General features: G+C 71.8%; 16 protein-coding genes and 1 pseudogene. 11 read left to right on the top strand and 6 right to left on the bottom strand.

Annotation, left to right across the window (positions count from 1 at the left end):
• Positions 1 to 83: 83 nt before the first annotated feature.
• Positions 84 to 5,543: a carboxyl transferase domain-containing protein gene (locus AB0I79_RS44860; protein WP_357886845.1), complete on the top strand. Its 5,460-nt coding sequence runs from the start codon at positions 84 to 86 to the stop codon at positions 5,541 to 5,543.
• A gap of 136 nt (positions 5,544 to 5,679) precedes the next feature.
• Positions 5,680 to 6,708, top strand: a complete 1,029-nt coding sequence (locus AB0I79_RS44855; protein WP_357886842.1) for a polysaccharide deacetylase family protein — start codon at positions 5,680 to 5,682, stop codon at positions 6,706 to 6,708.
• On the opposite strand, the gene AB0I79_RS44850 is transcribed toward AB0I79_RS44855, so the two are convergent.
• Positions 6,702 to 7,832 (bottom strand): saccharopine dehydrogenase NADP-binding domain-containing protein, encoded by a 1,131-nt coding sequence (locus AB0I79_RS44850; RefSeq protein ID WP_357886840.1) that lies wholly within the window; start codon positions 7,830 to 7,832, stop codon positions 6,702 to 6,704. The genes AB0I79_RS44855 and AB0I79_RS44850 overlap by 7 nt on opposite strands.
• A gap of 164 nt (positions 7,833 to 7,996) precedes the next feature.
• On the opposite strand from AB0I79_RS44850, the gene AB0I79_RS44845 reads away from it, so the two are divergent.
• Together AB0I79_RS44845 and AB0I79_RS44840 are read left to right on the top strand one after the other, a co-directional pair.
• The gene (locus AB0I79_RS44845) at positions 7,997 to 10,147 is read left to right on the top strand and encodes a transporter substrate-binding domain-containing protein (protein ID WP_357886837.1); all 2,151 of its coding nucleotides are present in this window, start codon (positions 7,997 to 7,999) and stop codon (positions 10,145 to 10,147) included.
• Between the two features lie 58 nt (positions 10,148 to 10,205).
• Positions 10,206 to 11,192, top strand: a complete 987-nt coding sequence (locus AB0I79_RS44840) for a malate dehydrogenase (protein WP_357886834.1) — start codon at positions 10,206 to 10,208, stop codon at positions 11,190 to 11,192.
• 250 nt (positions 11,193 to 11,442) lie between these two features.
• On the opposite strand, the gene galE is transcribed toward AB0I79_RS44840, so the two are convergent.
• Positions 11,443 to 12,390, bottom strand: a complete 948-nt coding sequence (galE, locus tag AB0I79_RS44835) for a UDP-glucose 4-epimerase GalE (RefSeq protein WP_357886831.1) — start codon at positions 12,388 to 12,390, stop codon at positions 11,443 to 11,445.
• A gap of 86 nt (positions 12,391 to 12,476) precedes the next feature.
• On the opposite strand from galE, the gene AB0I79_RS44830 reads away from it, so the two are divergent.
• The 5 genes from AB0I79_RS44830 (at position 12,477) to AB0I79_RS44810 (ending at position 18,855) form a co-directional block, all read left to right on the top strand.
• Positions 12,477 to 13,790 (top strand): hemolysin family protein, encoded by a 1,314-nt coding sequence (locus tag AB0I79_RS44830; protein WP_357886828.1) that lies wholly within the window; start codon positions 12,477 to 12,479, stop codon positions 13,788 to 13,790.
• A gap of 14 nt (positions 13,791 to 13,804) precedes the next feature.
• Positions 13,805 to 14,809, top strand: coding sequence for a tryptophan--tRNA ligase (gene trpS / locus AB0I79_RS44825; RefSeq protein ID WP_357886825.1), 1,005 nt, complete (start codon positions 13,805 to 13,807; stop codon positions 14,807 to 14,809).
• 146 nt (positions 14,810 to 14,955) lie between these two features.
• The gene (locus AB0I79_RS44820) at positions 14,956 to 16,416 is read left to right on the top strand and encodes an MFS transporter (RefSeq protein ID WP_357886822.1); all 1,461 of its coding nucleotides are present in this window, start codon (positions 14,956 to 14,958) and stop codon (positions 16,414 to 16,416) included.
• 17 nt (positions 16,417 to 16,433) lie between these two features.
• The gene (locus AB0I79_RS44815) at positions 16,434 to 17,876 is read left to right on the top strand and encodes a serine hydrolase domain-containing protein (protein ID WP_357886819.1); all 1,443 of its coding nucleotides are present in this window, start codon (positions 16,434 to 16,436) and stop codon (positions 17,874 to 17,876) included.
• 160 nt (positions 17,877 to 18,036) lie between these two features.
• Positions 18,037 to 18,855, top strand: a complete 819-nt coding sequence (locus tag AB0I79_RS44810; protein ID WP_357886816.1) for an alpha/beta hydrolase — start codon at positions 18,037 to 18,039, stop codon at positions 18,853 to 18,855.
• A 45-nt stretch (positions 18,856 to 18,900) separates the two neighbouring features.
• Here the strand turns inward: AB0I79_RS44810 and AB0I79_RS44805 are convergent, their stop codons facing one another.
• The 4 genes from AB0I79_RS44805 to AB0I79_RS44790 form a co-directional block, all read right to left on the bottom strand.
• Positions 18,901 to 19,149 carry a hypothetical protein gene (locus AB0I79_RS44805; RefSeq protein ID WP_357886813.1) on the bottom strand — a complete coding sequence of 83 codons (249 nt, stop codon included), beginning with the start codon at positions 19,147 to 19,149 and terminating at the stop codon, positions 18,901 to 18,903.
• Positions 19,150 to 19,151: 2 nt separating this feature from the next.
• A complete protein-coding gene (locus AB0I79_RS44800; RefSeq protein ID WP_357886810.1) occupies positions 19,152 to 19,346 on the bottom strand; it encodes a hypothetical protein in 195 nt (64 codons plus the stop codon).
• A gap of 92 nt (positions 19,347 to 19,438) precedes the next feature.
• Positions 19,439 to 20,629, bottom strand: coding sequence for a helix-turn-helix transcriptional regulator (locus AB0I79_RS44795; protein ID WP_357886807.1), 1,191 nt, complete (start codon positions 20,627 to 20,629; stop codon positions 19,439 to 19,441).
• 81 nt (positions 20,630 to 20,710) lie between these two features.
• On the bottom strand, positions 20,711 to 21,169 hold the full coding sequence (locus AB0I79_RS44790) for a MarR family transcriptional regulator (RefSeq protein WP_357886804.1): 459 nt from the start codon (positions 21,167 to 21,169) through the stop codon (positions 20,711 to 20,713).
• An 83-nt stretch (positions 21,170 to 21,252) separates the two neighbouring features.
• On the opposite strand from AB0I79_RS44790, the pseudogene AB0I79_RS44785 reads away from it, so the two are divergent.
• Positions 21,253 to 22,119 (top strand): annotated as a pseudogene (locus AB0I79_RS44785) (haloalkane dehalogenase); the annotation flags it as partial.
• A gap of 140 nt (positions 22,120 to 22,259) precedes the next feature.
• Positions 22,260 to 23,264, top strand: coding sequence for a YihY/virulence factor BrkB family protein (locus AB0I79_RS44780; RefSeq protein ID WP_357886802.1), 1,005 nt, complete (start codon positions 22,260 to 22,262; stop codon positions 23,262 to 23,264).
• Positions 23,265 to 23,267: the final 3 nt, after the last annotated feature.

Below are 23,267 nucleotides of genomic sequence, written 5' to 3'. Positions count from 1 at the left end.
GGTCGGTAGACGGGAGAGTGGATACTGCACGGGGCTGTCGTGCCGCAGGGCGCACATCGTTGGTCTACAGGAGGGCTCGTCGGGTGTTCAGTCGTGTCGCCATCGTCAATCGTGGTGAGGCCGCCATGCGGCTCATCCACGCCGTACGGGACCTCGCCGCGGAGACCGGGACACGGATGGAGACCGTCGCCCTGTACACCGACGTCGACCGTACGGCCACCTTCGTCCGCGAGGCGGACCTGTCCTACGACCTCGGTCCCGCCTCGGCGCGCCCCTACCTCGACCTGAAGGTGCTGGAACGCGCGCTGGTGGAGACGGGGGCCGACGCCGCGTGGGTCGGGTGGGGCTTCGTCGCCGAGGACCCCGCGTTCGCGGAGCTGTGCGACAGGATCGGGGTCACCTTCGTCGGGCCGAGCCCGGAGGCCATGCGCAAGCTCGGCGACAAGATCGGCGCCAAGCTCATCGCCGAGGAGGTCGGCGTGCCGGTCGCGCCGTGGAGCCGCGGCGCCGTCGAGAGCCTCGACGCCGCCCGGACGGCCGCGGCCGGGATCGGCTACCCGCTGATGCTGAAGGCCACCGCGGGCGGCGGCGGGCGCGGCATCCGCGTGATCACCAACGAGGCCGAGCTGGACGACGCCTACGAGCGCACCAGCCAGGAGGCCGCGCGGGCGTTCGGCAGCGGCGTCGTGTTCCTGGAGCGGCTGGTCACCGGCGCCCGGCACGTCGAGGTGCAGGTGATCGCCGACGGCCAGGGCACTGCGTGGGCGCTCGGCGTCCGCGACTGCTCGGTGCAGCGGCGCAACCAGAAGGTCATCGAGGAGTCGGCCTCGCCGGTGCTCGGCCCCGAGCAGGTGGCCGAGCTCAAGGCGTCGGCCGAGCGGCTGGCCGTCGCGGTCGGCTACCGCGGCGCGGCCACCGTCGAGTTCCTCTACCACCCCGGCGAGCGGCTGTTCGCGTTCCTGGAGGTCAACACCCGCCTGCAGGTCGAGCACCCGATCACGGAGATCACCACCGGGTTCGACCTGGTCAAGGCGCAGCTTCACGTGGCGTCGGGCGGCCGGCTCGAAGGGGAGCCGCCGGTGGAGCGCGGCCACGCCATCGAGGCCCGCCTGAACGCCGAGGACCCCGACCGCGACTTCGCGCCGTCGCCCGGCCGCATCGCCCGGCTGGACCTGCCCGCCGGGCCGGGCATCCGGGTCGACACCGGTGTCAGCGAGGGCGACACCATCCCCGCCGACTTCGACTCCATGATCGCCAAGATCATCGCCTACGGCCGCGACCGCGAGGAGGCGCTCGGCAGGCTGCGCCGGGCGATGGCCCGCACCTCGGTGATCATCGAGGGCGGCGCGACGAACAAGAGCTTCGTGCTCGACCTGCTCGACCAGCCCGAGGTGATCGACGCCAGCGCCGACACCGGCTGGATCGACCGCGTCCGCGGCGAGGGCAGGCTCGTCTCGCACCGCCACTCCGGCGTCGCGCTGGCCGCCGCCGCCATCGAGGCGTACGAGGAGGAGGAGCGCGCCGAGCGGCAGCGGCTGCTCGCGACCGCGTTCGGCGGGCGCCCGCAGGTGCAGCACAAGAGCAGCCGGCCGCTGGACCTCAAGCTGCGCGGCGCCGGCTACCGCGTGCGCGTCGCGCGGGTCGGCGCGCACCGCTTCCGCGTCGCCGTCGAGGCGGGCGGCGAGGTCCGCACCGCCGACGTCGAGCTCGACCGCTTCGACCGCTACACCGGGCAGATCGTCGTCGACGGCAGCCGCTACCGCCTGCTCATCGGCACGCATGGGGCCACCCACCTGATCGAGGTGGACGGCGTGGCGCACCGCGTCAGCCGCGACGAGGGCGGCGTCGTCCGCTCGCCCGCGCCCGCCCTGGTCGTCGCCACGCCACTGGCGGTCGGCGCCGAGGTCGAGGCGGGCGCGCCGGTCCTGGTGCTGGAGTCCATGAAGATGGAGACGGTGCTGCGGGCGCCGTTCAAGGCGCGGCTGAAGGAGATCTCCGTCTCTGTGGGCAGCCAGGTGGAGACGGGCGCGCCGCTGCTGCGGCTGGAGCCGCTGGCCGACGACTCCGCCGCCTCGCTCGACGAGGCGGTCGGCTCCGCCGAGCTGGACCTGCCCCCGGCGCCCGGCGAGATCCCGGCGCGGGAGCGCGCCAGGCGCGGCCAGGAGGGCCTGCGCAGCCTGCTGCTGGGCTACGACCTCGACCCGCACGACGAGCGCCGGGTGCTCGACGACTACCTCGCCGCACGCCGTACGGTCATCGAGGACGGCCACCGGCCGCTGGCCGAGGAGCTGGAGCTCTTCGAGGTGTTCGCCGACCTGGCCGAGCTGAGCCGCAACAGGCCCGCCGGCGAGGACGGCGACGAGCACGTGCACAGCCCGCGCGAGTACTTCCACACCTACCTGCAGAGCCTCGACGTCGAGCGGGCCGGGCTGCCGGGCACCTTCCAGACCAAGCTCGCCAAGGCGCTGCGGCACTACGGCGTCACCGAGCTGGAGCGGACGGGCGAGCTCGAGGGCGCGGTGTTCCGCATCTTCCTGGCCCAGCAGCGCGCGTCCGCCGACGTCGCGGTCCTGGCGACCCTGCTGCGCTCCTGGCTGCGCGAGCCGCCGCCGGACGAGGCGCTGCGCGAGCCCGCCGGGCTCGTGCTGGAGCGGCTGCTGGCCGCGACGCAGGTCCGCTTCCCGGTGATCTCCGACCTCGCGCGTGGCGTCGTGTTCGCCTGGTTCGCGCAGCCGCTGCTGCGCCGCAACCGCGCCCGCGTCTACGCCGGCGTGCGCAAGCACCTGCGCCATCTCGACGCGCACCCCGGCTCGCCCGACCGCGCCGAGCGCATCGCCGAGATGGTCCGCAGCACCGAGCCGCTGGTGCGCCTGCTCGGCCAGCGCCTGGTCCGCGAGAACCTGGACAACGCGGTCATGCTGGAGGTGCTGACCCGGCGGTACTACGGCAACAAGCCGCTCATCGCCGTCCGCACCAGCGAGGTGGCGGGCTGCACGTTCGTGATCGCCGAACGCGCGGGCTCGTGCGTGGTCTCCGCCGCGGTGAGCTTCGAGGCGCTGGGCAGCGCGCTGCGCGGCCTGGCCGAGCTGGCCGGCGGTGGCCAGGACGTCGTGGACGCCGACATCTACCTCGTCTGGGAGGGCCAGCCCGAGGACTCCGACGCGGCGGCGGCCGCGCTGCACGAGGTCGTCGCCGCGCACCCGCTGCCCGAGCAGGTCCGCAGGATCACCGCCACCGTCGCCGGGCGCGGCGGGGCGGTCATGCACCACCACTTCACCTTCCGCCCGTCGGCCGAGGGGATGGCGGAGGAGCGGCTGATCCGCGGCCTGCACCCGTACATCGCCGAGCGCATGCAGCTCGAACGGCTGAACAAGTTCGACCTCACCCGGCTCCCGTCGTCGGACGAGGAGGTCTACCTCTTCCAGTGCGTGGCGCGGGAGAACCCGTCCGATGACCGTCTCATCGCCTTCGCGCAGGTACGCGACCTGACCGAGCTGCGCGAGCACGACGGCAGGCTCGTCGCGCTGCCGACGGCCGAGGACATCATCGCCGCCTGCGTCGACTCGATCCGCCGCGCCCAGGCCCGGCGGCCGTCGAAGAAGCGGCTCAACACCAACCGGATCGTGGTCTACGTCTGGCCGCCCAGCAACCTCACCCGCGCCGAGATCGAGATGCTCGCCCGGCGCGTGCTGCCGACGACCGCGGGGGCCGGGCTGGAGGAGACGCTGTTCATCGCGCGGCAGCGCGACCCGGAGACCGGCGCGCTGACCAAGGTCGCCGTGCGCATCTCCCTCGACGCCACCGGCGCCCCCAAGCTGACCATCAGCCAGCCGTCGGACGCGCCGATCGAGCCGCTGGACGACTACCGGCAGAAGGTCCTGCGCGCGAGCAGCCGCAACACCGTCTACCCGTACGAGCTGACCGGCATGCTCGGCGACTTCGTCGAGCACGACCTCGACGACGACCACGGGCTCGTGCCGGTCGACCGGCCGAAGGGCCGCAACACCGCGGCGATCGTCGCGGGCGTCGTCACCACGCGGACCAGGCGGCACCCCGAGGGCATCACCAGGGTCGTGCTGCTCGGCGACCCGACGAAGTCGCTCGGCGCGCTGTCGGAGCCCGAGTGCCGCCGCGTCATCGCCGCGCTGGACCTGGCCGAGCGGATGCGGGTGCCGCTGGAGTGGTACGCGCTGTCGGCAGGCGCCCGGATCTCCATGGAGTCGGGCACCGAGAACATGGACTGGGTGGCCGCGGCGCTCAAGCGCATCGTGGAGTTCACCCAGGACGGCGGCGAGATCAACATCGTGGTCGCGGGCATCAACGTCGGCGCGCAGCCGTACTGGAACGCCGAGGCGACGATGCTCATGCACACCAAGGGCATCCTGGTGATGACGCCGGACTCGGCGATGGTGCTCACCGGCAAGCAGTCGCTCGACTTCTCCGGCGGCGTCTCGGCGGAGGACAACTTCGGCATCGGCGGCTACGACCGGGTGATGGGCCCGAACGGGCAGGCCCAGTACTGGGCGCCGAACCTGTCCGCCGCGCGCGACGTGCTGATGTCGCACTACGACCACACCTACGTCGCCCCCGGCGAGCAGGGGCCGCGGCGGGCGCGGACCACCGACCCCGTCGACCGCGACATCTCCGACTTCCCGCACGTCGTGGAGGGCAGCGACTTCACCACGGTCGGCGAGATCTTCTCCAGCACGACCAACCCCGACCGCAAGAAGCCGTTCGACATCCGCACCGTGATGCGGGCGCTGTCCGACCAGGACCACCCGGTGCTGGAGCGCTGGGCGGGCATGGCCGACGCGGAGACCGCGGTGGTGCAGGACGTGCATCTCGGCGGCATGCCGGTGTGCCTGCTCGGCATCGAGTCGCGGTCGGTGCCGCGGCGCGGCTTCCCGCCCACCGACGGGCCCGACACCTACACCGCCGGCACGCTGTTCCCGCGCTCGTCGAAGAAGGCCGCGCGGGCGATCAACGCGGCCAGCGGCAACCGGCCGCTGGTGGTGCTGGCGAACCTGTCCGGCTTCGACGGCTCGCCGGAGTCGATGCGGAAGCTGCAGCTCGAGTACGGCGCCGAGATCGGCCGCGCGATCGTGAACTTCCGCGGGCCCATCGTGTTCTGCGTGATCTCGCGGTACCACGGTGGCGCTTTCGTGGTGTTCTCCAAGGCGCTGAACCCGAACATGACCGTGCTGGCGCTGGAGGGCTCGTTCGCCTCGGTGCTCGGTGGCGCTCCGGCCGCCGCGGTCGTCTTCTCCGGCGAGGTCAACGCCAGGACGGCGGCCGATCCGCGCGTACAGGACCTGGAGGCGCGCGTCGCCGCGGCCGCCGGGGCCGATCGTGCCGCGCTGACCGCCGAGCTGGACGAGCTGCGCGCGTCGGTGCGGGCGGAGAAGCTCGGCGAGGTGGCCGCGGAGTTCGACCGGGTGCACAACATCCGGCGCGCGGTCGAGGTCGGCTCCGTGGACGCCGTCATCCGCGCCGCGGAGCTGCGCCCCCGGGTGATCGAGGCCATCGAGGCCCGCCTGACGTAGGACCCGCGCTGAGCAGGGGCCGCCTTCCTCCGGGGGCGGCCCTTTCCCATGTCTTGACGCTCACGGCGGCGTGGCACTGTTGATCACGTGGGTATGAGGCAGCTCAGAACAGTCGTACGCGTTTCGGGGGGTTCGGATGCGACTGAGAATTCTGAGTGGGCTGGGGGCGCTCACCGCCGCCGCGCTCCTGTCCGGCTGCGACTCTCAGCCGGACACCACCAAGCTGGCCGACACCAAGGTCGACGCCGCCGCGAAGCTGAAGGCGAGCAAGGCGGCCAAGGTCAAGAACGCCGCCAAGGTCAAGGCGAACGAGCTCGGGCAGATCCCGGTGCTGATGTTCCACCGGATCGTGCCGAAGCCGCAGACGACGGACGACAGGTCGCCGCAGCAGTTCAGGGCCGACCTGGAGCGGCTGGTGAAGGAGGACTACGTGCCGATCACGGCCGCCGAGATGGTGGCCGGCAAGATCGACATCCCGGCCGGCAAGCACCCCGTGGTGCTGACGTTCGACGACTCCTCGCCCTCGCAGCTCACGCTGAACCAGATGGGCGAGCCGCAGAAGGACACCGCGGTCGCGATACTCAAGGAGGTCGCCGCCGCGCACCCGGGCTGGAAGCCCAAGGCCACGTTCTACGTGACGCGCGACATGTTCGGCAAGACCGCGCGCGAGGAGCAGGCGCAGATGCTGCTCTGGCTCAAGGACAACGGCTTCGAGATCGGCAACCACACCAGCGACCACCTCAACCTGCGCGGCCGCCCGCGCAAGGAGGTCGAGGAGCAGATCGGCAAGATCGCCGCGCAGATCAACTCCTTGTCCTACGTCAAGCCCACCACGATCGCCCTGCCGTACGGCAACCAGCCGAACAAGAAGGACTGGGCGATGCGCGGCAAGCTCTACAACCACCAGGGCGCCTTCCTGGCCGGGTACACGCCCGCGCCGGCGCCCTTCAGCAAGTCGTACGATCCGGCCGGGATCCCGCGGATCAAGGCCATGGAGAAGAAGGGCGACTGCGCGCAGTTCTGCTCGCACGCCTGGCTCGACTGGCTCAAGAAGAACCCGGACATGCGCTACACCTCGGACGGGGACGTGAGCACGGTGGCCTATCCCAAGTACAAGGCGCCGTACCTGCGCAAGTCCTTCGCCAACTGGAGCCTGCCCTACTGATCGAGGACCCTGAAGGTGATCCCCGCGCGGTGCAGGCGGTCGATGAGGGGCTGCCCCATGGCCGAGGCGGTGGTGAGCTGGCCCGCGCGGTCGGGGACGTCGTCGAAGGCCAGGCAGAGGGCCGACTCGGCGAGCATCTTGGCGGTCTCGTCGTAGCCGGGGTCGCCGCCCGCGACCTCCGTGACCACGCGCTCGCCCCCGCCCTCGCCCAGGAACGTGACCTTGAACCAGCTCCTGGCCCGCCGCGCGGGTGACGGTCCCTCACCGGGACGCACCCGGCCCTGCATCCAGCGGCGCGCCGGCGGGATCTGGGCCAGCGCCACGAACGCGCCCACGCCCGCCACCGTGGCCAGCGCCTGGGGCAGGGTGCGGACCGCGTAGTGCTGGCGGTAGGTGAAGTCGGGGCCGTAACGGTCGAGCAGGCGGGCGGAGTAGCCGACGACGTGCGAGTCGATGCTGGGCATGGGCAGGGCCCAGCCGCCCACGTAACGCAGCCCGCCCGGCAGCGAGCTGACCGTGCGGCCCTTGGGCCGGGGCTCGGCGGAGCGGCGCTGCGTGCCCTGCTGGAGGGCCTGGCGGCCGCGGCCCATGACGGTCAGCGCGCTGGCCGCCGTGCCGCCCGACGGGCGGCCGCTGGCCCGCAGGAAGCCGCTGATCCTGAGCGGTTCGCCCTCGGGGAGCCGGGTGACCGTGTGCAGGACGCCGAGGTCGTACGGGATCGAGTCGAAGCCGCAGGCGTGCACCAGCTTGGCGCCGCTCCTGGCCGCCCGCTCGTGGTAGTGCACGTACACGCGGTCCATGAACTCCTGCTCGCCCGTGAGGTCGAGGTAGTGGGTGCCGGCGTCGGCGCAGGCGGCGACGAGGGGCTCGCCGCGCAGGACGTACGGGCCGACCGTGGTGGCCAGGACGCGGGTCTGGCGGACGAGCGCCGCGAGCGAGGCCGCGTCGGTGGCGTCGGCGGTCAGGACGGGCACGTCGAGCCCGAGGCGTTCCAGCTTGGCCCGGTCGCGTCCGGCCAGCGCCCAGCGAGTGCCGGGGCCGGCGGCCCTGGCGAGGTAGGCGGCCGTCAGCGCGCCGGTGAACCCGCTCGCGCCGAACAGCACGATGTCATAGGGGCGATCCATGATCCTGAGGCTTCCCCGAACGGGGGTGCGGACGCAAGATGCGCAATGCCTGATTCACGAAAGACACGAAGCCGTGACGTAGCCAGACCTTAACCGATCCCTGAGAAGTTGCTGAGCGTCGTAAAGTTTGCGTCGATGGGGTTCAGCACACGTGGGGATGACGAATGCCGCAAATCTCGCCGCTGGTCGCCGGCGATCCCACCGAGCTTGGATCCTTCCGGCTGTCCGGGCGGATCGGCGAAGGTGGCCAGGGCATCGTCTACCTGGGCGTCAACGACAAGGACGAGCGTGCCGCGATCAAGCTGCTGCACGTCAAGTTCAGCGGCGACACCATCGCCAGGTCGCGCTTCGCCAGGGAGCTGAAGGCGGCGCAGCGGGTCGCGTCGTTCTGCACCGCCCGGGTGATCGAGGCCGATCTCGACGGCGACACGCCGTACATCGCCAGCGAGTACATCGACGGCCGGCCGTTGCGCGAGGTCGTCGAGACCGACGGGCCGCTGACCGGCACGGTGCTCGACCGGCTGGCCATCGGCACCGCCACCGCGCTCACCGCGATCCACCACGCCTCGATCGTGCACCGCGACTTCAAGCCCGACAACGTGCTGATCGCCGCCGACGGGCCGCGCGTGGTCGATTTCGGCATCGCCCGGATCATCGACTCCACCGGCACGATCACCAGCCGCGCCATCGGCACCCCCGCCTACATGGCGCCCGAGCAGATCGCCGGTGACGACATCGGGCCCTTCACGGACGTCTTCTCGTGGGGGGCGACGATCGCCTTCGCGGCGACGGGGACGGTGGCCTTCGAGGGCAAGTCCATCGCGACGGTGCTCAACCGCATCCTCAACCACGAGGTCGACGTCGGCATGCTGCACGAGCCGCTGCGCGGTGTCGTGCGCGAGGCGCTGGCCAAGTCGCCGGCCGAGCGGCCCTCGGCCGACCAGATCCTGCTGCGGCTGCTGGGGCAGTCGTCCGCGGCGGGGGCGTCCACGGCGGTGCTCAGCAGGGGCGTTCAGGTGGCCAGCGAGGACACCACGCCGTTCATCAGGGTGTCGGCCCGGTCGATCACCGAGCAGCCGGGGCGCAAGGGCTCCGTGGTGCCGTCGTCCGGGACCGGCGCCTCCCCGGCGCCGTCCCCGCAGACCGGTGCCTCTTCCGCGCCGCCCGCCCGGACGGGCGCCTCCGCGGCGCCGTCGGGCCAGAGCGCCGCCGCCTCCGGGGCGGCCCCGCAGGACGTGCAGCACACCGCCGGGCAGCACACCACAGGCCGGCAGACGGCCGGGCAGCACGACGCAGGCCGGCAGACGGCTGGGCAGCACGACGCAGGCCGGCGCGCCATGACAGCGCCGTCGGGAAGTCACGCAGCCACGGTGCCGCCGGAAGGGGGCGGGGCGCCGTACCCGATGCCCGAGCCGGCCACGCCGGCGCGGCGCAGGCGGGCGAAGGTGTGGCTGGCGCTGGCCACCGCGATCGTGCTGATCGCCGCCGCGGCGATCGCGCTGGTGCTGAACGGCGGCCTGGCCAACCTGACGTTCCTGCGGGGCTCGGGCCCCGCCGAGGAGACGTCCGGGCCCGAGCCAGGGACCACGTTCTCCACGGTGGCCGACAAGGTGGCGCAGACCGGGAAGATCGTGATCGGCGTCAAGGGCGACCTGCCGGGCGTCGCGCTGCAGAACGGCGACGGCTTCGAGGGCTTCGACATCGAGATCGCCAAGCGGATCGCGGCGGAGCTGGGGGCCAGGGAGACCACGTTCGTCCAGGTGGGCAGGTTCGACCGCGCGGGCGCCCTGGCCGAGGGCAGGGTGGACCTGGTCGTGGCCACCTACTCGATCGACCAGAGCGAGACGCAGTTCGCCGGGCCGTACTACCTGGCCCACCAGGACCTCCTGGTGCGCGCGGGCGACGGCATCGAGGACCTCGGCGACCTGAAGGGCAAGCGCATCTGCGCGCCCAACAGCCCGTCGGTCGGTGCCGTGCAGGACCGGGTGAAGGTCGTGCCGGTCACGGCCAGCGACTACGCCGCCTGCATGGACATGCTCAGGAGCGGCAAGGTGGCCGCGGTGCCCGGCGACGACCTGATCCTGGCCGGCTTCGCGGCCAGGGAGAACATGCGTTACAAGATCCTCGGCGCCAAGCTCACCAACGAGCGTTACGGCGTCGGCATCAAGAGCGGCGACGTGCGGACCTGCCAGGCGGTGGAGGCGGTGATCGCCGACTTCTACGCCAAGGGCTACATCCAGCAGCTCCTGACCAGGTACTTCGAGAAGGTGGACTTCGACGCGGAGCTGAAGGTGCCCGCGATGGAAACCTGCTGATGACGAGCGGGTAACATCCCAGGCGTCAACGATTCTTGCTGGGAGTTAGGGGAAGGCCATGGCGTCGTCAGCCACTGTGCCCGTCAAGGTGACCGTCACCGGAGCCGCCGGCCAGATCGGCTACGCACTGCTGTTCCGCATCGCGTCGGGGCAGCTGCTCGGCGCCGACGTTCCGGTCAAGCTCAGCCTGCTGGAGATCCCGCAGGCGGTGAAGGCGGCCGAGGGCACGGCGATGGAGCTGGACGACTGCGCGTTCCCGCTGCTGTCCGGCATCGAGATCACCGACAACCCTGACGTCGCCTTCGACGGCGCCAACGTGGCGCTGCTGGTCGGCGCCATGCCGCGCAAGGCCGGCATGGAGCGCGGCGACCTGCTCGGCGCCAACGGCGGCATCTTCGGCCCGCAGGGCAAGGCCATCAACGACCACGCCGCCGACGACATCAAGGTCCTGGTCGTGGGCAACCCGGCCAACACCAACGCGCTCATCGCCCAGCGCAACGCGCCCGACGTGCCGGCCGACCGCTTCACCGCGATGACCAGGCTCGACCACAACCGCGCGCTGTCCCAGCTCGCGGCCAAGCTCCAGGTCCCGGTCGCCGAGATCAAGAAGATGACGATCTGGGGCAACCACTCCGCCACGCAGTACCCCGACCTGTTCCACGCCGAGGTGGGCGGCAAGGTCGCGGCCGAGCAGGTCGACACCGAGTGGCTGCGCGACACGTTCATCCCGACGGTGGCCAAGCGCGGCGCCGCCATCATCGACGCCCGCGGCGCCTCCTCGGCGGCCTCGGCCGCCAACGCCGCGATCGACCACGTCTACGACTGGGTCAACGGCACCGACTGGACGTCGGCGGCCGTGGTCTCCGACGGCTCCTACGGCGTGCCCGAGGGTCTCATCTCGTCGTTCCCGGTGCGGGCGGCGGGCGGCAAGTTCGAGATCATCCAGGGCCTCGAGATCGACGCCTTCTCCCGCGAGCGCATCGACGCCAGCGTGCGCGAGCTGGAGGAGGAGCGCCAGGCCGTCCAGGAGCTGGGCCTCATCTGAGCCTCTTCGCCGGACGCGCGCCCTCCGGGCCGGGGGCGCGCGTTTCGCGTTCCCGGGGGTCTACGGGGGTACCACTTCCGGGCAGGGCGTGGACTGGGTGGCCGGAGCGGGCTGCGGGGTGGCGAAGATCACGCCCGCTGCCGCCAGCGCGCTGCACACCACGATGAGGGCACCGAAGATCAGCTTCGTGACCCTTGGTGAAAAGCTCCTCACATTTCGGTATCACAGCACACATTGCCGCTCCGTAGGGTCATTTCCCGGAAAGCGCTCCCCAGGCGTCGGAAACGATGTCGCGCAGCGCTGCCCGCTCGGGCTTCCAGCCCAGCTCACGCTGGATCCTGGCGGACGAGGCGACCAGCACGGCCGGGTCGCCGGGCCGCCGCTCCCCGACGACGGCGGGGATCTCGTGCCCGGTGACCTCGCGGCAGACCGAGATCACCTCCTGCACGGTGAAGCCGGTGCCGCTGCCCAGGTTGTAGACGCGGTGCTCGCCGGGCGTGGTGGCGTCCAGCGCCAGCAGGTGGGCCCTGGCCAGGTCGGCGACGTGGATGTAGTCGCGCACGCAGGTGCCGTCGGCCGTGGGGTAGTCGGTGCCGAACACGCTGACCGACTCGCGCTCGCCGGTCGCCACCTTCAGCACGTTCGGGATGAGGTGGGTCTCGATCGTGTGCCGCTCGCGGAAGCGCCCGTAGGCGCCGGCCACGTTGAAGTAGCGCAGGCTCACCGCGCCCAGCCCGCGCTGCCGCGCGTACGCGCTCAGCGCGGTGTCCACGGCCAGCTTCGAGGCGCCGTACGGGTTGGTCGGCCGGGTCGGGTCGCCCTCCTCGATCGGCGAGCGCTCCGGCTCCCCGTACGTGGCCGCCGTCGAGGAGAACACGATCCGTCCCACCCCCTTGTCACGCATGGCGTCCAGCAGCCCCAGCGTGCCGCCCAGGTTGTTGGCCCAGTACAGGCCCGGCTGCTGCACCGACTCGCCCACCAGCGACTTGGCCGCGAAGTGCAGCACCGCGTCGACGCCGTCGAGCGCCTGCCGGGCCTCGGTGATGTCAGCCCGGACGAAACGCGCACCCTCCGGCACCGCGTCCTCATGCCCGGTCGACAGGTCGTCGAGTACGGTCACCTCGTGCCCCGCCTCGATGAGCTGCGCCGCGACCACACTTCCGACGTACCCGGCGCCTCCGGTGACCAGTAGCCTCATGTGTACTCCTGTTCGCATATGTTTGATTTTGTCAGGCTTGCCGTTCAGCATACGCGGGAAAGCCGACGAGTACGCTGCCAACCACCATGTTTGACACCGTCGCGGCCAACATCGCCCTGGTCCTGCTGTTCATCCTGATCGGGGGCTTCTTCGCCGCCGCAGAAATCGCCATGGTCTCCCTGCGCGACAGCCAGGTCCGCAAACTCTCGCAACGGGGACGTCGCGGTGAGCGCGTGGCCAAGCTGGCCCGCGACCCCAACAGATTCCTGTCCGCCGTCCAGATCGGCGTGACGGTGGCCACCATGCTGTCGGCCGCGTTCGGCGCCGACCGGCTCGCGGCGCAGCTCGTGCCCGCGCTGGAGCGCTGGGGGGTGCCGGTGGCCGTGGCGCCCGTGCTGGCCCTGGTGCTGGTCACGCTGGCCATCTCGTACGTCTCGCTGGTGCTCGGCGAGCTGGCGCCCAAGCGGCTGGCGCTGCAGCGGGCCGAGGGGCTGTCGCTGTACGTGGCACCGTTCCTGGACCGGCTCGCCTCCCTGTCGCGCCCGATCATCTGGATGTTGTCCAGGTCCACCGACGGCGTGGTGCGGCTGCTCGGCGGCAACCCGAAGGCCGACAGGGAGGAGGTCACCACCGAGGAGCTGCGCGACATGGTGGTGGGGCACACCGACCTGACCGCCGACGAGCGCAAGCTCATCGGCGAGGTGTTCGCCGCGGGCAAGCGGCAGCTCAGGGAGGTGATGCTGCCGCGCACCGAGGTCGAGTTCATGGAGGCCGACACGCCGCTGACCCAGGCCGCCCGGCTGGCCGCCACGCTCCCGCACTCGCGCTTCCCCGTCTACCGCGACACCTACGACGAGGTCATCGGGTTCGTGCACGTCCGCGACCTGCTGGATCCCGAGCTGACCGGCCGCACCGAGCCGATCAGCGCCGTGGTGCCGATCAGGGCCGCCAAGTTCGTGCCCGCCTCCAAGCGCCTGCTCACCACGCTGAACGAGATGCGCGACGAGGGCCAGCACCTGGCCATCGTGGTGGACGAGTACGGCGGCACGGCCGGGATCGTCACCATGGAGGACCTGGTCGAGGAGCTGATCGGGGACATCAGGGACGAGTACGACGTCGAGGAGGACGTCGTGATCCTGCCCGCCGGCGAGATCGAGATCGACGGCCTGACGAACCTCAACGACTTCGCCACCGAGACCGGCATCCGCCTGCCCGACGGCCCGTACGAGACGCTGGCGGGCTTCGTGATGGCGATGCTGGGGCACGTGCCGGCCACGGGGGAGCGGGTGGAGTTCTCCGGCTTCGAGCTGGCCGTCACCGAGCTGGACGGCCGGCGGATCGCCCGCGTGAGGGTGAAACGCCGACCAGCCGTCGAGTCGCCGCTGGAGCAGGATTCCTGACACAATTGCCTGCTATGGCCAGACCTCGTGTACTCTCCGGCATCCAGCCCACCGCGGACTCCTTCCACCTGGGCAATTACCTGGGTGCGGTCCGCCAGTGGGTCACCATGCAGGAGACCCACGACGCGTTCTACTGCGTGGTCGATCTCCACGCGATCACCGTGCCGACCGAGCCCGACGCGCTGCGCCGCCGCAGCCGCGTGGCCGCGGCGCAGCTCTTCGCCGCCGGGCTCGACCCGGAGCGTTCCACCGTCTTCGTGCAGTCGCACGTGCGCGAGCACACCGAGCTGGCGTGGGTGCTGATCTGCCTCACCGGCATGGGCGAGGCGGGGCGGATGACGCAGTTCAAGGACAAGTCGGCCAAGTTCGGGGAGAGTGCGGCCAGCGTGGGCCTGTTCACCTACCCGATCCTCCAGGCCGCCGACATCCTGCTCTACCAGGCCAACCTGGTCCCGGTCGGGGCCGACCAGAAGCAGCACCTGGAGCTCACCCGCGACCTGGGCCAGCGCTTCAACCACCGCTTCGGTGACACGTTCACGCTGCCGGACCCGTACATCCTCAAGGAGGTCGAGAAGATCACCGACCTCCAGGACCCGACGGCGAAGATGTCGAAGTCGTCCTCCAGCCCCGCGGGCATCCTCGACGTGCTGGAGCAGCCGGGGCCGCTGCGCAAGAAGGTCATGCGGGCGGTGACCGACACGGGCTCCGAGGTCCTGTTCGACGAGGCGAACAAGCCGGGCATCTCCAACCTGCTGCGCATCCAGTCGGCGCTGACCGGCACGCCCATCCCCGAGCTGGTCGCCCGCTACGAGGGGCAGGGTTACGGCACCTTCAAGAAGGACGTCGCCGAGGCCGTGGCGGAGGCGTTCGCGCCGATCAGGGAGCGCACGGAGAAGCTGCTGGCCGACGAGAAGGAGCTCGACCGCATGCTGGCGATCGGCGCCGAGCGCGCGTCGGCGGTGGCGAAGGAGACGATGGCGCAGGTGCGTGACAGGGTGGGCTTCCTGCCCAAGCTGTAAGGATCTACGGGGAGGGCCGGGCTGTTGTGCAGCCCGGCCCTTTTTCGCGCCCTCGGCGGCACGTCGTTCGCTGACTTGCGTACGCTCGACAGGCGTGCGTACAGTGTTCGCATCAAACAAACGATGTGCGCGAGAAGGTGAAGGTCATGTCTCATCCGCGACGGTGGTGGATCCTGGTCGTGCTCTGCCTGAGCACGGCAGTGCTGGTCATCGACAACATGGTGCTCAACGTGGCGATCCCGCCGCTGGCCGGGGAACTGGGCGCGAGCGCCCAGGACATCCAGTGGATCATGGAGTCGTACATGCTGGTGTTCGCCGGCCTGCTGCTCACCGCGGGCAGCCTGTCGGACCGGTACGGGCGCCGCAGGGTCCTGATCATCGGGCTGGCGCTGTTCGGGCTCGCCTCGCTGGCGGCCACCGTCGCGGGCGACCCGGGACAGCTCATCGCGGCCCGCGCGGTGATGGGCGTCGGCGGCGCGCTGATCATGCCGAGCACCCTGTCGATCCTGATCACCGTGTTCGACGAGGAGGAGCGGCGCAAGGCCATGGCGGCCTGGAGCGCGGTCGCGATGACCGGGCTGATCGGCGGCCCGGTGCTGGGCGGCGTGCTCATCGCCTGGTTCTGGTGGGGCGCGGTCTTCCTGATCAATGTGCCGATCGCCATCGGCGCCATCGTCGCGGCCCTGCTGCTGATGCCCGAGTCCAAGGGCCCGGCCGTCAAGGCCGACCCGGTGGGCATGATCCTGTCGATGACCGGCATGACCGCGCTGGTCTGGACGATCATCGAGCTGCCCGTGCACGGCCCGTTCCAGGCGAGCGCGCTCCTGGCGGTGGCGGCGCTGGTCGCCTTCGTGGTCTGGGAGCTGCGCACGCCGTACCCGATGGTCCCGCTGGGCCTGTTCAGGAACCCCGACTTCAGCGGCGGCAGCCTCTCGCTCACCCTGGTCCAGATCGGCAACGGCGGCCTGCTCATCGTCCTGACCCAGTACCTGCAGTTCGTGCTCGGCTACACGCCCACGCAGGCCGGGCTGGCCTTCATCCCCATGGCGGTGGCCTCGCTGGCCTGCAACGCCCTCGGCGCGACGCTCGGCGCCAGGGTGGGCAACCGGGCGCTGGCCTCCGGCGGGATGGTCGTGGTCGCCGGGGCGTTCGCGCTGCTGGCCACCGTGTCGGCCGGTGACGGGTTCTGGGTGACCGGCGCCGCGCTGTTCCTGCTCGGAGCCGGCGGCGGCCTGGCCTCACCGGCCGCCATCACCGCGCTCATGGGCGCCGTCCCGCAGGAGCAGGCCGGGGTCGGCTCCGCGCTGAACGACACGATCCAGCAGATGGGCGCCGCGCTCGGCGTGGCCGTCCTGGGCAGCGTCGTCGCCGCCGGCTTCACCGGCGCGATGCCCGCAGCCGCACCCGAGCAGGCGCGCCGGTCGCTGCCCGACGCCCTCGCCACCGGGGACCCCGGCCTGGCGCAGGTCGCCCGCGACGCCTTCACCGGCGCCATGTCCACCGGCTTCCTCATCAGCGCCGCCGGGGTGCTGATCGCCGCCGCGCTCGCGTACGCGGTCATGCGGCCCCGTACGAAGCGGCCCGACCCCGTCCTCGCCACCACCTGAACCTCAAGGAGATCATCATGACGAACGTGAGCTACGACGAGCAGGGCACCTGGCGCGCCGAGGGCGGCTGGGGAACGGCCGACTCCGCGGGGCGCAGGCTCGACCTCGCCCGCTGGCAGGCCCGCCTGGACGAGCTGCGCGCCAAGCACCACGTGCCCGGCGCCCAGCTCGCCATCCTGACCGGCGGCACCGTGCACGAGCTGGCCAGCGGTGTCCTGCACCGCGGCACGGGCCAGGAGGTGACGACCGACTCGGTCTTCCTGAGCGGCTCGATCGCCAAGGTCTACACCGCGGCCCTGGTGCTGACCCTGGTCGACGAGGGGCTGCTGGAGCTGGAGACGAAGGTCGTGGACGTGCTGCCCGCGTTCGGCACCCCCGACCCCGAGGCCACCGCGACGATCACCGTCAGGCAGCTGCTCTCCCACACCGGGGGCGTGACCAACGACTTCAACCACGACACCGGCCGCGGTGACGACTGCCTCGCCAAGTACGTCGAGGCCGCCAGGGCCGTGGCCCTCGACTGCCCGCCCGGCACCGCGGTCTCGTACGGCGGCCTCGGCTACGTCGTCCTGGGCCGGATCGTCGAGGTGCTGACCGGCCGGACCTGGGACCAGGCGCTGAAGGAGCGCGTCTTCGCCCCGCTCGGCCTCGACCACTCGATGACGCTGCCCGAGGAGGCGCTGCGCTTCCGGGTGGCCATGAGCCACCTGGGCGAGCCGGGCGCCTACCCCGACCCGGCGCCGGTCTGGGACATGATGCCGCGCTCCGCCGGACCGGCCGGCCGCATCATCAGCTCGGCGGGCGACATGGCGCGCTTCGCCCGGATGCACCTCGACGGCGGCCTCGCGCCCGACGGCACCCGGGTCCTGTCGGCCGCGTCCGTCGCGGCCATGCAGCACAGGGAGACGGACGTACCGGACAAGTGGACCGTCAGCGCCGACGGCTGGGGCCTCGGCTGGACCCTGTACGACTGGGACGGCGTCACCGGCTACGGCCACGACGGCGCCGCCATCGGCCAGTACGGCTACCTGCGCGTCGTCCCCTCGGCCGGCGTGGCCCTGGTCCTGCTCACCAACGGCGGCGCCGCCCGCCGCCTGTACGCCGACCTGTTCGCGGAGCTGCTCGGTGAGCTGGCCGGGGTCCGCATGCCCGAACCCTTCGCCCCGGCCGCCGAGCCGCCCGCGATCGACTGGGCGTCGCTGACCGGCGTCTACCGGCGCGAGGGCGTGGTGGTCACCGTGGCCGAGGGCCGCATGCGCTACGAGTTCGTGGACGGCATGAGGGACCTCTCGCCGCCGCTGGACATGGAGCTGACGCCCGTCACGGAGACGGTGTTCGCCGCCTCCGGCGCCGGCCCGTCCTTCAGCGAGGACTACATGCCCGTCGTCTTCTCCACCCTCACCGACGGCACCCGGTGCGTCTACGTCGGCATGCGGGCCACGCCCGAAGTCACGGCCTAGCCGGGCCCCGGGTACCGCCCGCGGTTCCTCCCCGCGCCCGATGATCGCGGCCAGGTGAGCGCCACCGCCCGCGTTCGGCCCCGACGATCACCCGCAACCCCTATTGCCAGGCTTCCTTAGCGGCGCTAAATTCCACTTAGCGACGCTAAGGAGCGGGTCAATGATCATCACAGCGAAGACCGCCGACGGGACGGAGGCGCGGGCTATCGACGAGGGCGCCGGCCCTGTCGTCCTGATCCTGCACCCGGGCCTGGACGACGGGACCTCCTGGGGCGCGGTGGCCGCGCGGCTGGCCTCCCGCCACCGGGTCGTCCGCCTCCATCGCCGCCGCTACCGGCTGGACCTCGACCAGCGCACCCCCTGCACGGTCGCGCAGGAGGTCGAGCACGTCCTCGCGGTGGTGGAGGCCGTCGGAGGCGGGCCGGTGCTGCTCGCGGGGCACTCGTCGGGCGCGGTGATCGCGCTGGAGGCCATGGTGGCGGCACCGCGGGCCTTCGCGGGCGCGGTCCTCTACGAGCCCCCGACCGTCATCGGCCCACCCTTGGGAGGCCCGGACGGTGAGGTCCACCGCCGCACCCGCGCCGCCGTCGCCGCGGGCCGGCCCGGCCGTGCCATGCGCATCTTCGTACGCGACACGGTGGGGTTGCCCGGCTGGGCGGCGCTGCTGGTGGGCTGCTTCGTGGCCGTGACGCCGAGGCTGCGCGCCCTGGCCCCGCGCCAGGTCGAGGACAACGTCGCCATGGACTCGCTCGGGGTCCGGCTGGACGCGTACGCGGGCATCCCGGCGCCGGTGGTCCTGCTGGGCGGCGACCGCAGCCCGGCACACCTGGGCGAGCGCCTGGACGCGCTGGAGGGCACCCTCCCGCACCCGCGGCGCGTGCTGCTGTCCGGCCAGGGCCACTCGGCCCACGCCAAGGCCCCGGACCGCGTCGCCGCCGTCGTCGCCTCCCTCGCCGCCGAGGTGCTCGGCGAGGCGTAGGCCGGGCCCGGCCTCCTGGAGGCCGGGCGGAAGGGGAGGCGGGCGTCAGCCCTTGTGGAGGAGGCTGGCCTGGTGGGCCAGGGTCGAGGCGAGGGTGATGGCGTCAGGGCAGCCGACGCGCTCCCGCACCCCCTGAGCCGACAGGCGCGCGGTCATGGGCCGCAGCAGGACGGCCGTCCAGCGGGCCGCGGCGGGCGCGTCGACGCTGAAGCGGATCTCCCAGGCCGGGTACGTGCTGCGCAAGGCGTCGAGCTGCCGCCCCGCCAGCGGCCACTCGGCCTCGGACGGCGCCACGGTCATCTTCTCCGTGCCGCCCGGTGCACGCGCAGGAGGGCGCGCAGGGCGGCCAGGCTGGGCCTGGTGAGGCGGGTCTCGTCATGGATGGCGGTCCATCCGGAGTGATCTCGTTCGAACGACCACCCGGGGAACTCTCGCGTGGCCTCCTGGAGGAGTCGTTCCATGACGAAATCGGCACTCGGCGCTGTGGTCATGGACGCAGAGTCGCACCGGCACGCCGCTCCGTGACGAACTCCGGCGAAAGATCTCCCCGTTCGTATCGTGCGAACTCAGAGTTCGGACGCGGTCAGATGGGGATGTCGTGGCGCTCGGCGAGATAGCGCACCTCCGGCGCCCAGGACGGCCTGGCCCGCCGCGCCAGCGACCGGACCATCTCGCGCAGCAGCAGCTTGTGGTCGAGTTCCTCGGGGCATTCGCGCTCGATGCGCAGGAGGTGGAGCAGGCTGGCGGCGTCGTCGCCGGTGTCCTCGCAGGCGCGGGCGACGTGGCCGAGGTGGGTGGTGCGGCGTTCGATGGACGGCGTGCGGCGCAGGTCGATGTCGTCGGACAGATGCAGCACCGCCTCGGGACGGCCGGTGTCGTTCTCGATGCTGGCCATGTGGATGGCGACGTTGGTGGGGCCGAAGAAGGCCAGGTCGTAGACGCCGGAGGAGTCCTCGACGCGCTCGGCGAGCCGTGCCGCCGGGCCGCGTACCCGCTCCCTGGCCTCGTCGTCGGCCCCCATGCGGGCCTCGCCGATGGCGGCGAGCAGGTGCAGCGCGCCGAGTGCCTTGATGTGGCGCTCGTCGCCGTCCCCGACGTGCGGTTCGAGCTGCTCGATGGCGCGCCGCGCCACGTCGTGGGCGATCTCGTGCATGTCGTCCGACAACATCGACTGCCCCAGGTTCCAGTACGCCCAGGCGATCATCAGCGGATCGGCGGACTCCTCGGCGAAGCGCATGGCCCGGTCGGCGGCCAGATGCGCGAGGTCCACCCGCCGCAGGTGTTTGAGCACCCCCCTGGCCAGCAGGTACGCGTCCGTCGCCACGCTGTACGACCGGTGCGTGCGCTCCAGGGCGAGGCTCTCGGCGTCGGTGACGAGGGACGGCAGCGCGGCCATGAGGATCGAGTAGCGGCGCTGCGAGGTGAACCAGGCGTTGCGGGCCGCCGCCACGCGCTCGGAGAGCTGCTCGGCGTCGGGCGGCTCGATGTCGGGGCCCATCGACCGGCTGGTGAACAGGGCACGCTCGATGTCGCTGATCTGCGGCCTGCTGGGCTCGTGGGAGTCGCGCGGGGTCTCTCCCAGGAGCACGGCGGTGCGTACGCCCAGCACCTTGGCGATCTCCCGCAGCAGGGGGAGCGAGGGTGTTCTCTTCCCGTGCTCGATCAGCTCGATGTGCCTGGGGGTGCAGCCGGACTGGGTGGCCAGCGCGGTGGTGCTCATGCCCCGGCGCTCGCGCTGGAGCCTGACCATCTGCCCGGTGCTGATTTCGGCCATGGGCGTGACGCCTCCTGGATCGGTCCCAACTGCACTCAGGCTAGGGCTCCCGATGTGTGGCTGCCATGGTTTCCGCCCTGCTCAGGCCCGCGAATGATGAGCCAGCAGCCGGGCGAGCAGAGCGGAGAACTGTTCACGTTCCGGTCCGGTCAGGGGCGCGAGCAGGTCGTCCTGGAGGCCGGCGATCAGCTCGTCGAGCCGCTCCAGGTGGCGGCGGCCGGAGTCGGTCATGGTGATGACGTTGCGGCGGCGGTCGGCGGGGTCGGGTGCGCGCTCGACGTGGCCGCGCTCCTCGAGCTCGTTGACGACGGCGACCATGTCGCTGCGGTAGACGCCGGTGCGCCTGCTCAGCTCGGCCTGGCTCGCGGGGCCGGACGCGCGCAGCGCGACCAGTGCCGCGTAGTGCCACTTGCGGGCGTCGGCCGCGCCGAGGCGCTCGCCGGCGAGGCGGTCGGCGTACATCGCCACCTGCGACAACATCCGGCTGGGCAGGGTGCGGAGCAGCTCGGGGGTGGCCTGCTCGTCCATCTCGTACGTCACGCCCACGATCTTACCTGTTGCGTTAGTGGCACTAACGATGTAACTTCGTTAGTGCTGCGAACGTTAGTTGCTCGAACGAATGGGAGACCGCCATGCCGAAGATCGATGTGCTCGACTCCGCGATGTACTACGAGGAGTCCGGGGAGGGGGTCCCCTTCGTCTTCCTCCACGGCAACCCCGCCTCCTCCCACATGTGGCGCGAGGTGCTGCCGGGCGTGGCCGGGCCCGGCCGCCGCCTGCTGGCCCCCGACCTGATCGGCATGGGCCGCTCCGGCAAGCCCGACGTGGCCTACCGGTTCGCCGACCACGCCCGCTACCTCGACGCCTGGTTCGACGCGCTGGGGCTCGACGAGGCGGTGCTGGTGGGGCACGACTGGGGCGGCGCCCTGGCGTTCGACCGGGCTGCCCGCCACCCGGGGCGGACGCGCGGCGTGGCGTTCCTGGAGACCTTCGTACGGCCGCTGAGCCTGGCCGAGCTGGGTGAGGGGCCACGGGTCAGGGCGAAGATGATCAGGAGCGCCGAGGGCGAGACGCTGGTGCTCGACCAGAACGTCCTGCTGGAGACCGCGTTCACCGGAGGCGTGCTGCACCCGCTGAGCGAGCAGGAGCGGCGGCCGTACCTGGAGCCGTACCCGACGCGGGAGAGCCGGCGGCCGCTGCTGGAGTGGGCGCGCTCGCAGCCGATCGACGGGGACCCGGCCGACGTGGTCGAGCGGATCGAGGCCTACGGCAGGTGGCTGGCCCGCAGCGGCGACGTGCCCAAGCTGCTGCTCACCTTCGACTCCTCGCCGACGCTGCTCATCACGGAGCGGATGGCCGCCTGGTGCGCGGAGCACATCGCCGCCCTGGAGATCGAGCACTGCGGCCCGGCGGGCCACCACGCGCCGGAGGACAGCCCGGACGCCATCGCCGCCGCCGTGGCGGCCTGGGCCGCCCGGCAGGGCCTGTGAGCCCGTGGACGGGGTCATGGTCGCGGGGCATGTGCTGAAGAGTGGTGGGCAGATGCTCCATCACGACCTGGCGACGGTCCTGGCGGTGGCTGCCGGGGCGGTGGCCGCCGTGTGATCGCCGCCGCGCGAAGAGGGGTGTGATGGCGAGTCTTGCCGAGCGCGTCGAATCGGTGAAGGCCTGGGGCCGCGCCAAGCTGGACCACTGGCGGGTGCGCAGGCTGTCGCTCGACCATCTCATCCGGGCGGGGCAGCGCTACCAGATCCAGTCCGGCGACCGGCTGGCGGGCGCGGTCACCTACTTCACGTTCCTGTCCTTCTTCCCGCTATTGGTGCTGGGGTACTCGGTGCTCGGCTTCGTGGTGGCCACCAGCGAGACCACCCGCAAGGCGCTGAACCAGGCGATCGCCGAGCGGCTGCCGGGCATCATGGACAAGCTGAACTTCGACCTGGAGCAGATCGCCGAGGTCAAGATGACCGCGGGGATCATCGGCCTGCTCGGCCTGCTCTACGCCGGGCTCGGCGCGCTCGACGCGATGCGCGGGGCGCTGCGCGAGATGTCGATGACCACCGCGCCGCCGCTCGACTTCTTCCTCGGCAAGCTGCGCGACCTGGCCTCGCTGATCCTGCTGGGCGTCACGGCGATCTCGTCCGTCCTGGTCGCGGGGTTCGCCACGACCGCCACCGACCATGTCATGAAGATGCTGTTCGGCGGGGACTCGCCGGTGGGCCGGCTGCTGTTCCGGGTCGCCGGGGTGGTGGCGAGCGTGGGGGCCGACTGGCTGCTGTTCGTGATCCTGCTCGGCTGGGTGGCCAGGCCCACCCAGCCGTTCCGGGTGATCGCCAAGGGGGCCCTGCTGGGCGCGATCCTGTTCGGGGTGCTCAAGCAGATCGCGACGCTGCTGCTGGCGAGCACGATGGGCAACGTGGTGTACGGCGCGTTCGCCGCCATCGCCGGTCTGCTGGTCTGGATGAACTTCTCGGCCAGGCTCGTTCTCTTCGTCGCGGCCTGGACGGCCACCGCGGGGCTCTGCCCGCCGCCGTCCCCGTCGCCGATCCCGTCCACGGAGGTGGACAGCCCGCCCGGGGACGGCCCGGCGCCCATGCCGGAGCGGTCCTCCAGGGCAGGCGAGCGGTCAGAGGCGTGATCT

The sequence above is a fragment of the Nonomuraea sp. NPDC050202 genome (assembly GCF_040656115.1).
GTDB lineage: Bacteria > Actinomycetota > Actinomycetes > Streptosporangiales > Streptosporangiaceae > Nonomuraea.
This window is presented reverse-complemented; position numbering and strand designations above follow the sequence as displayed.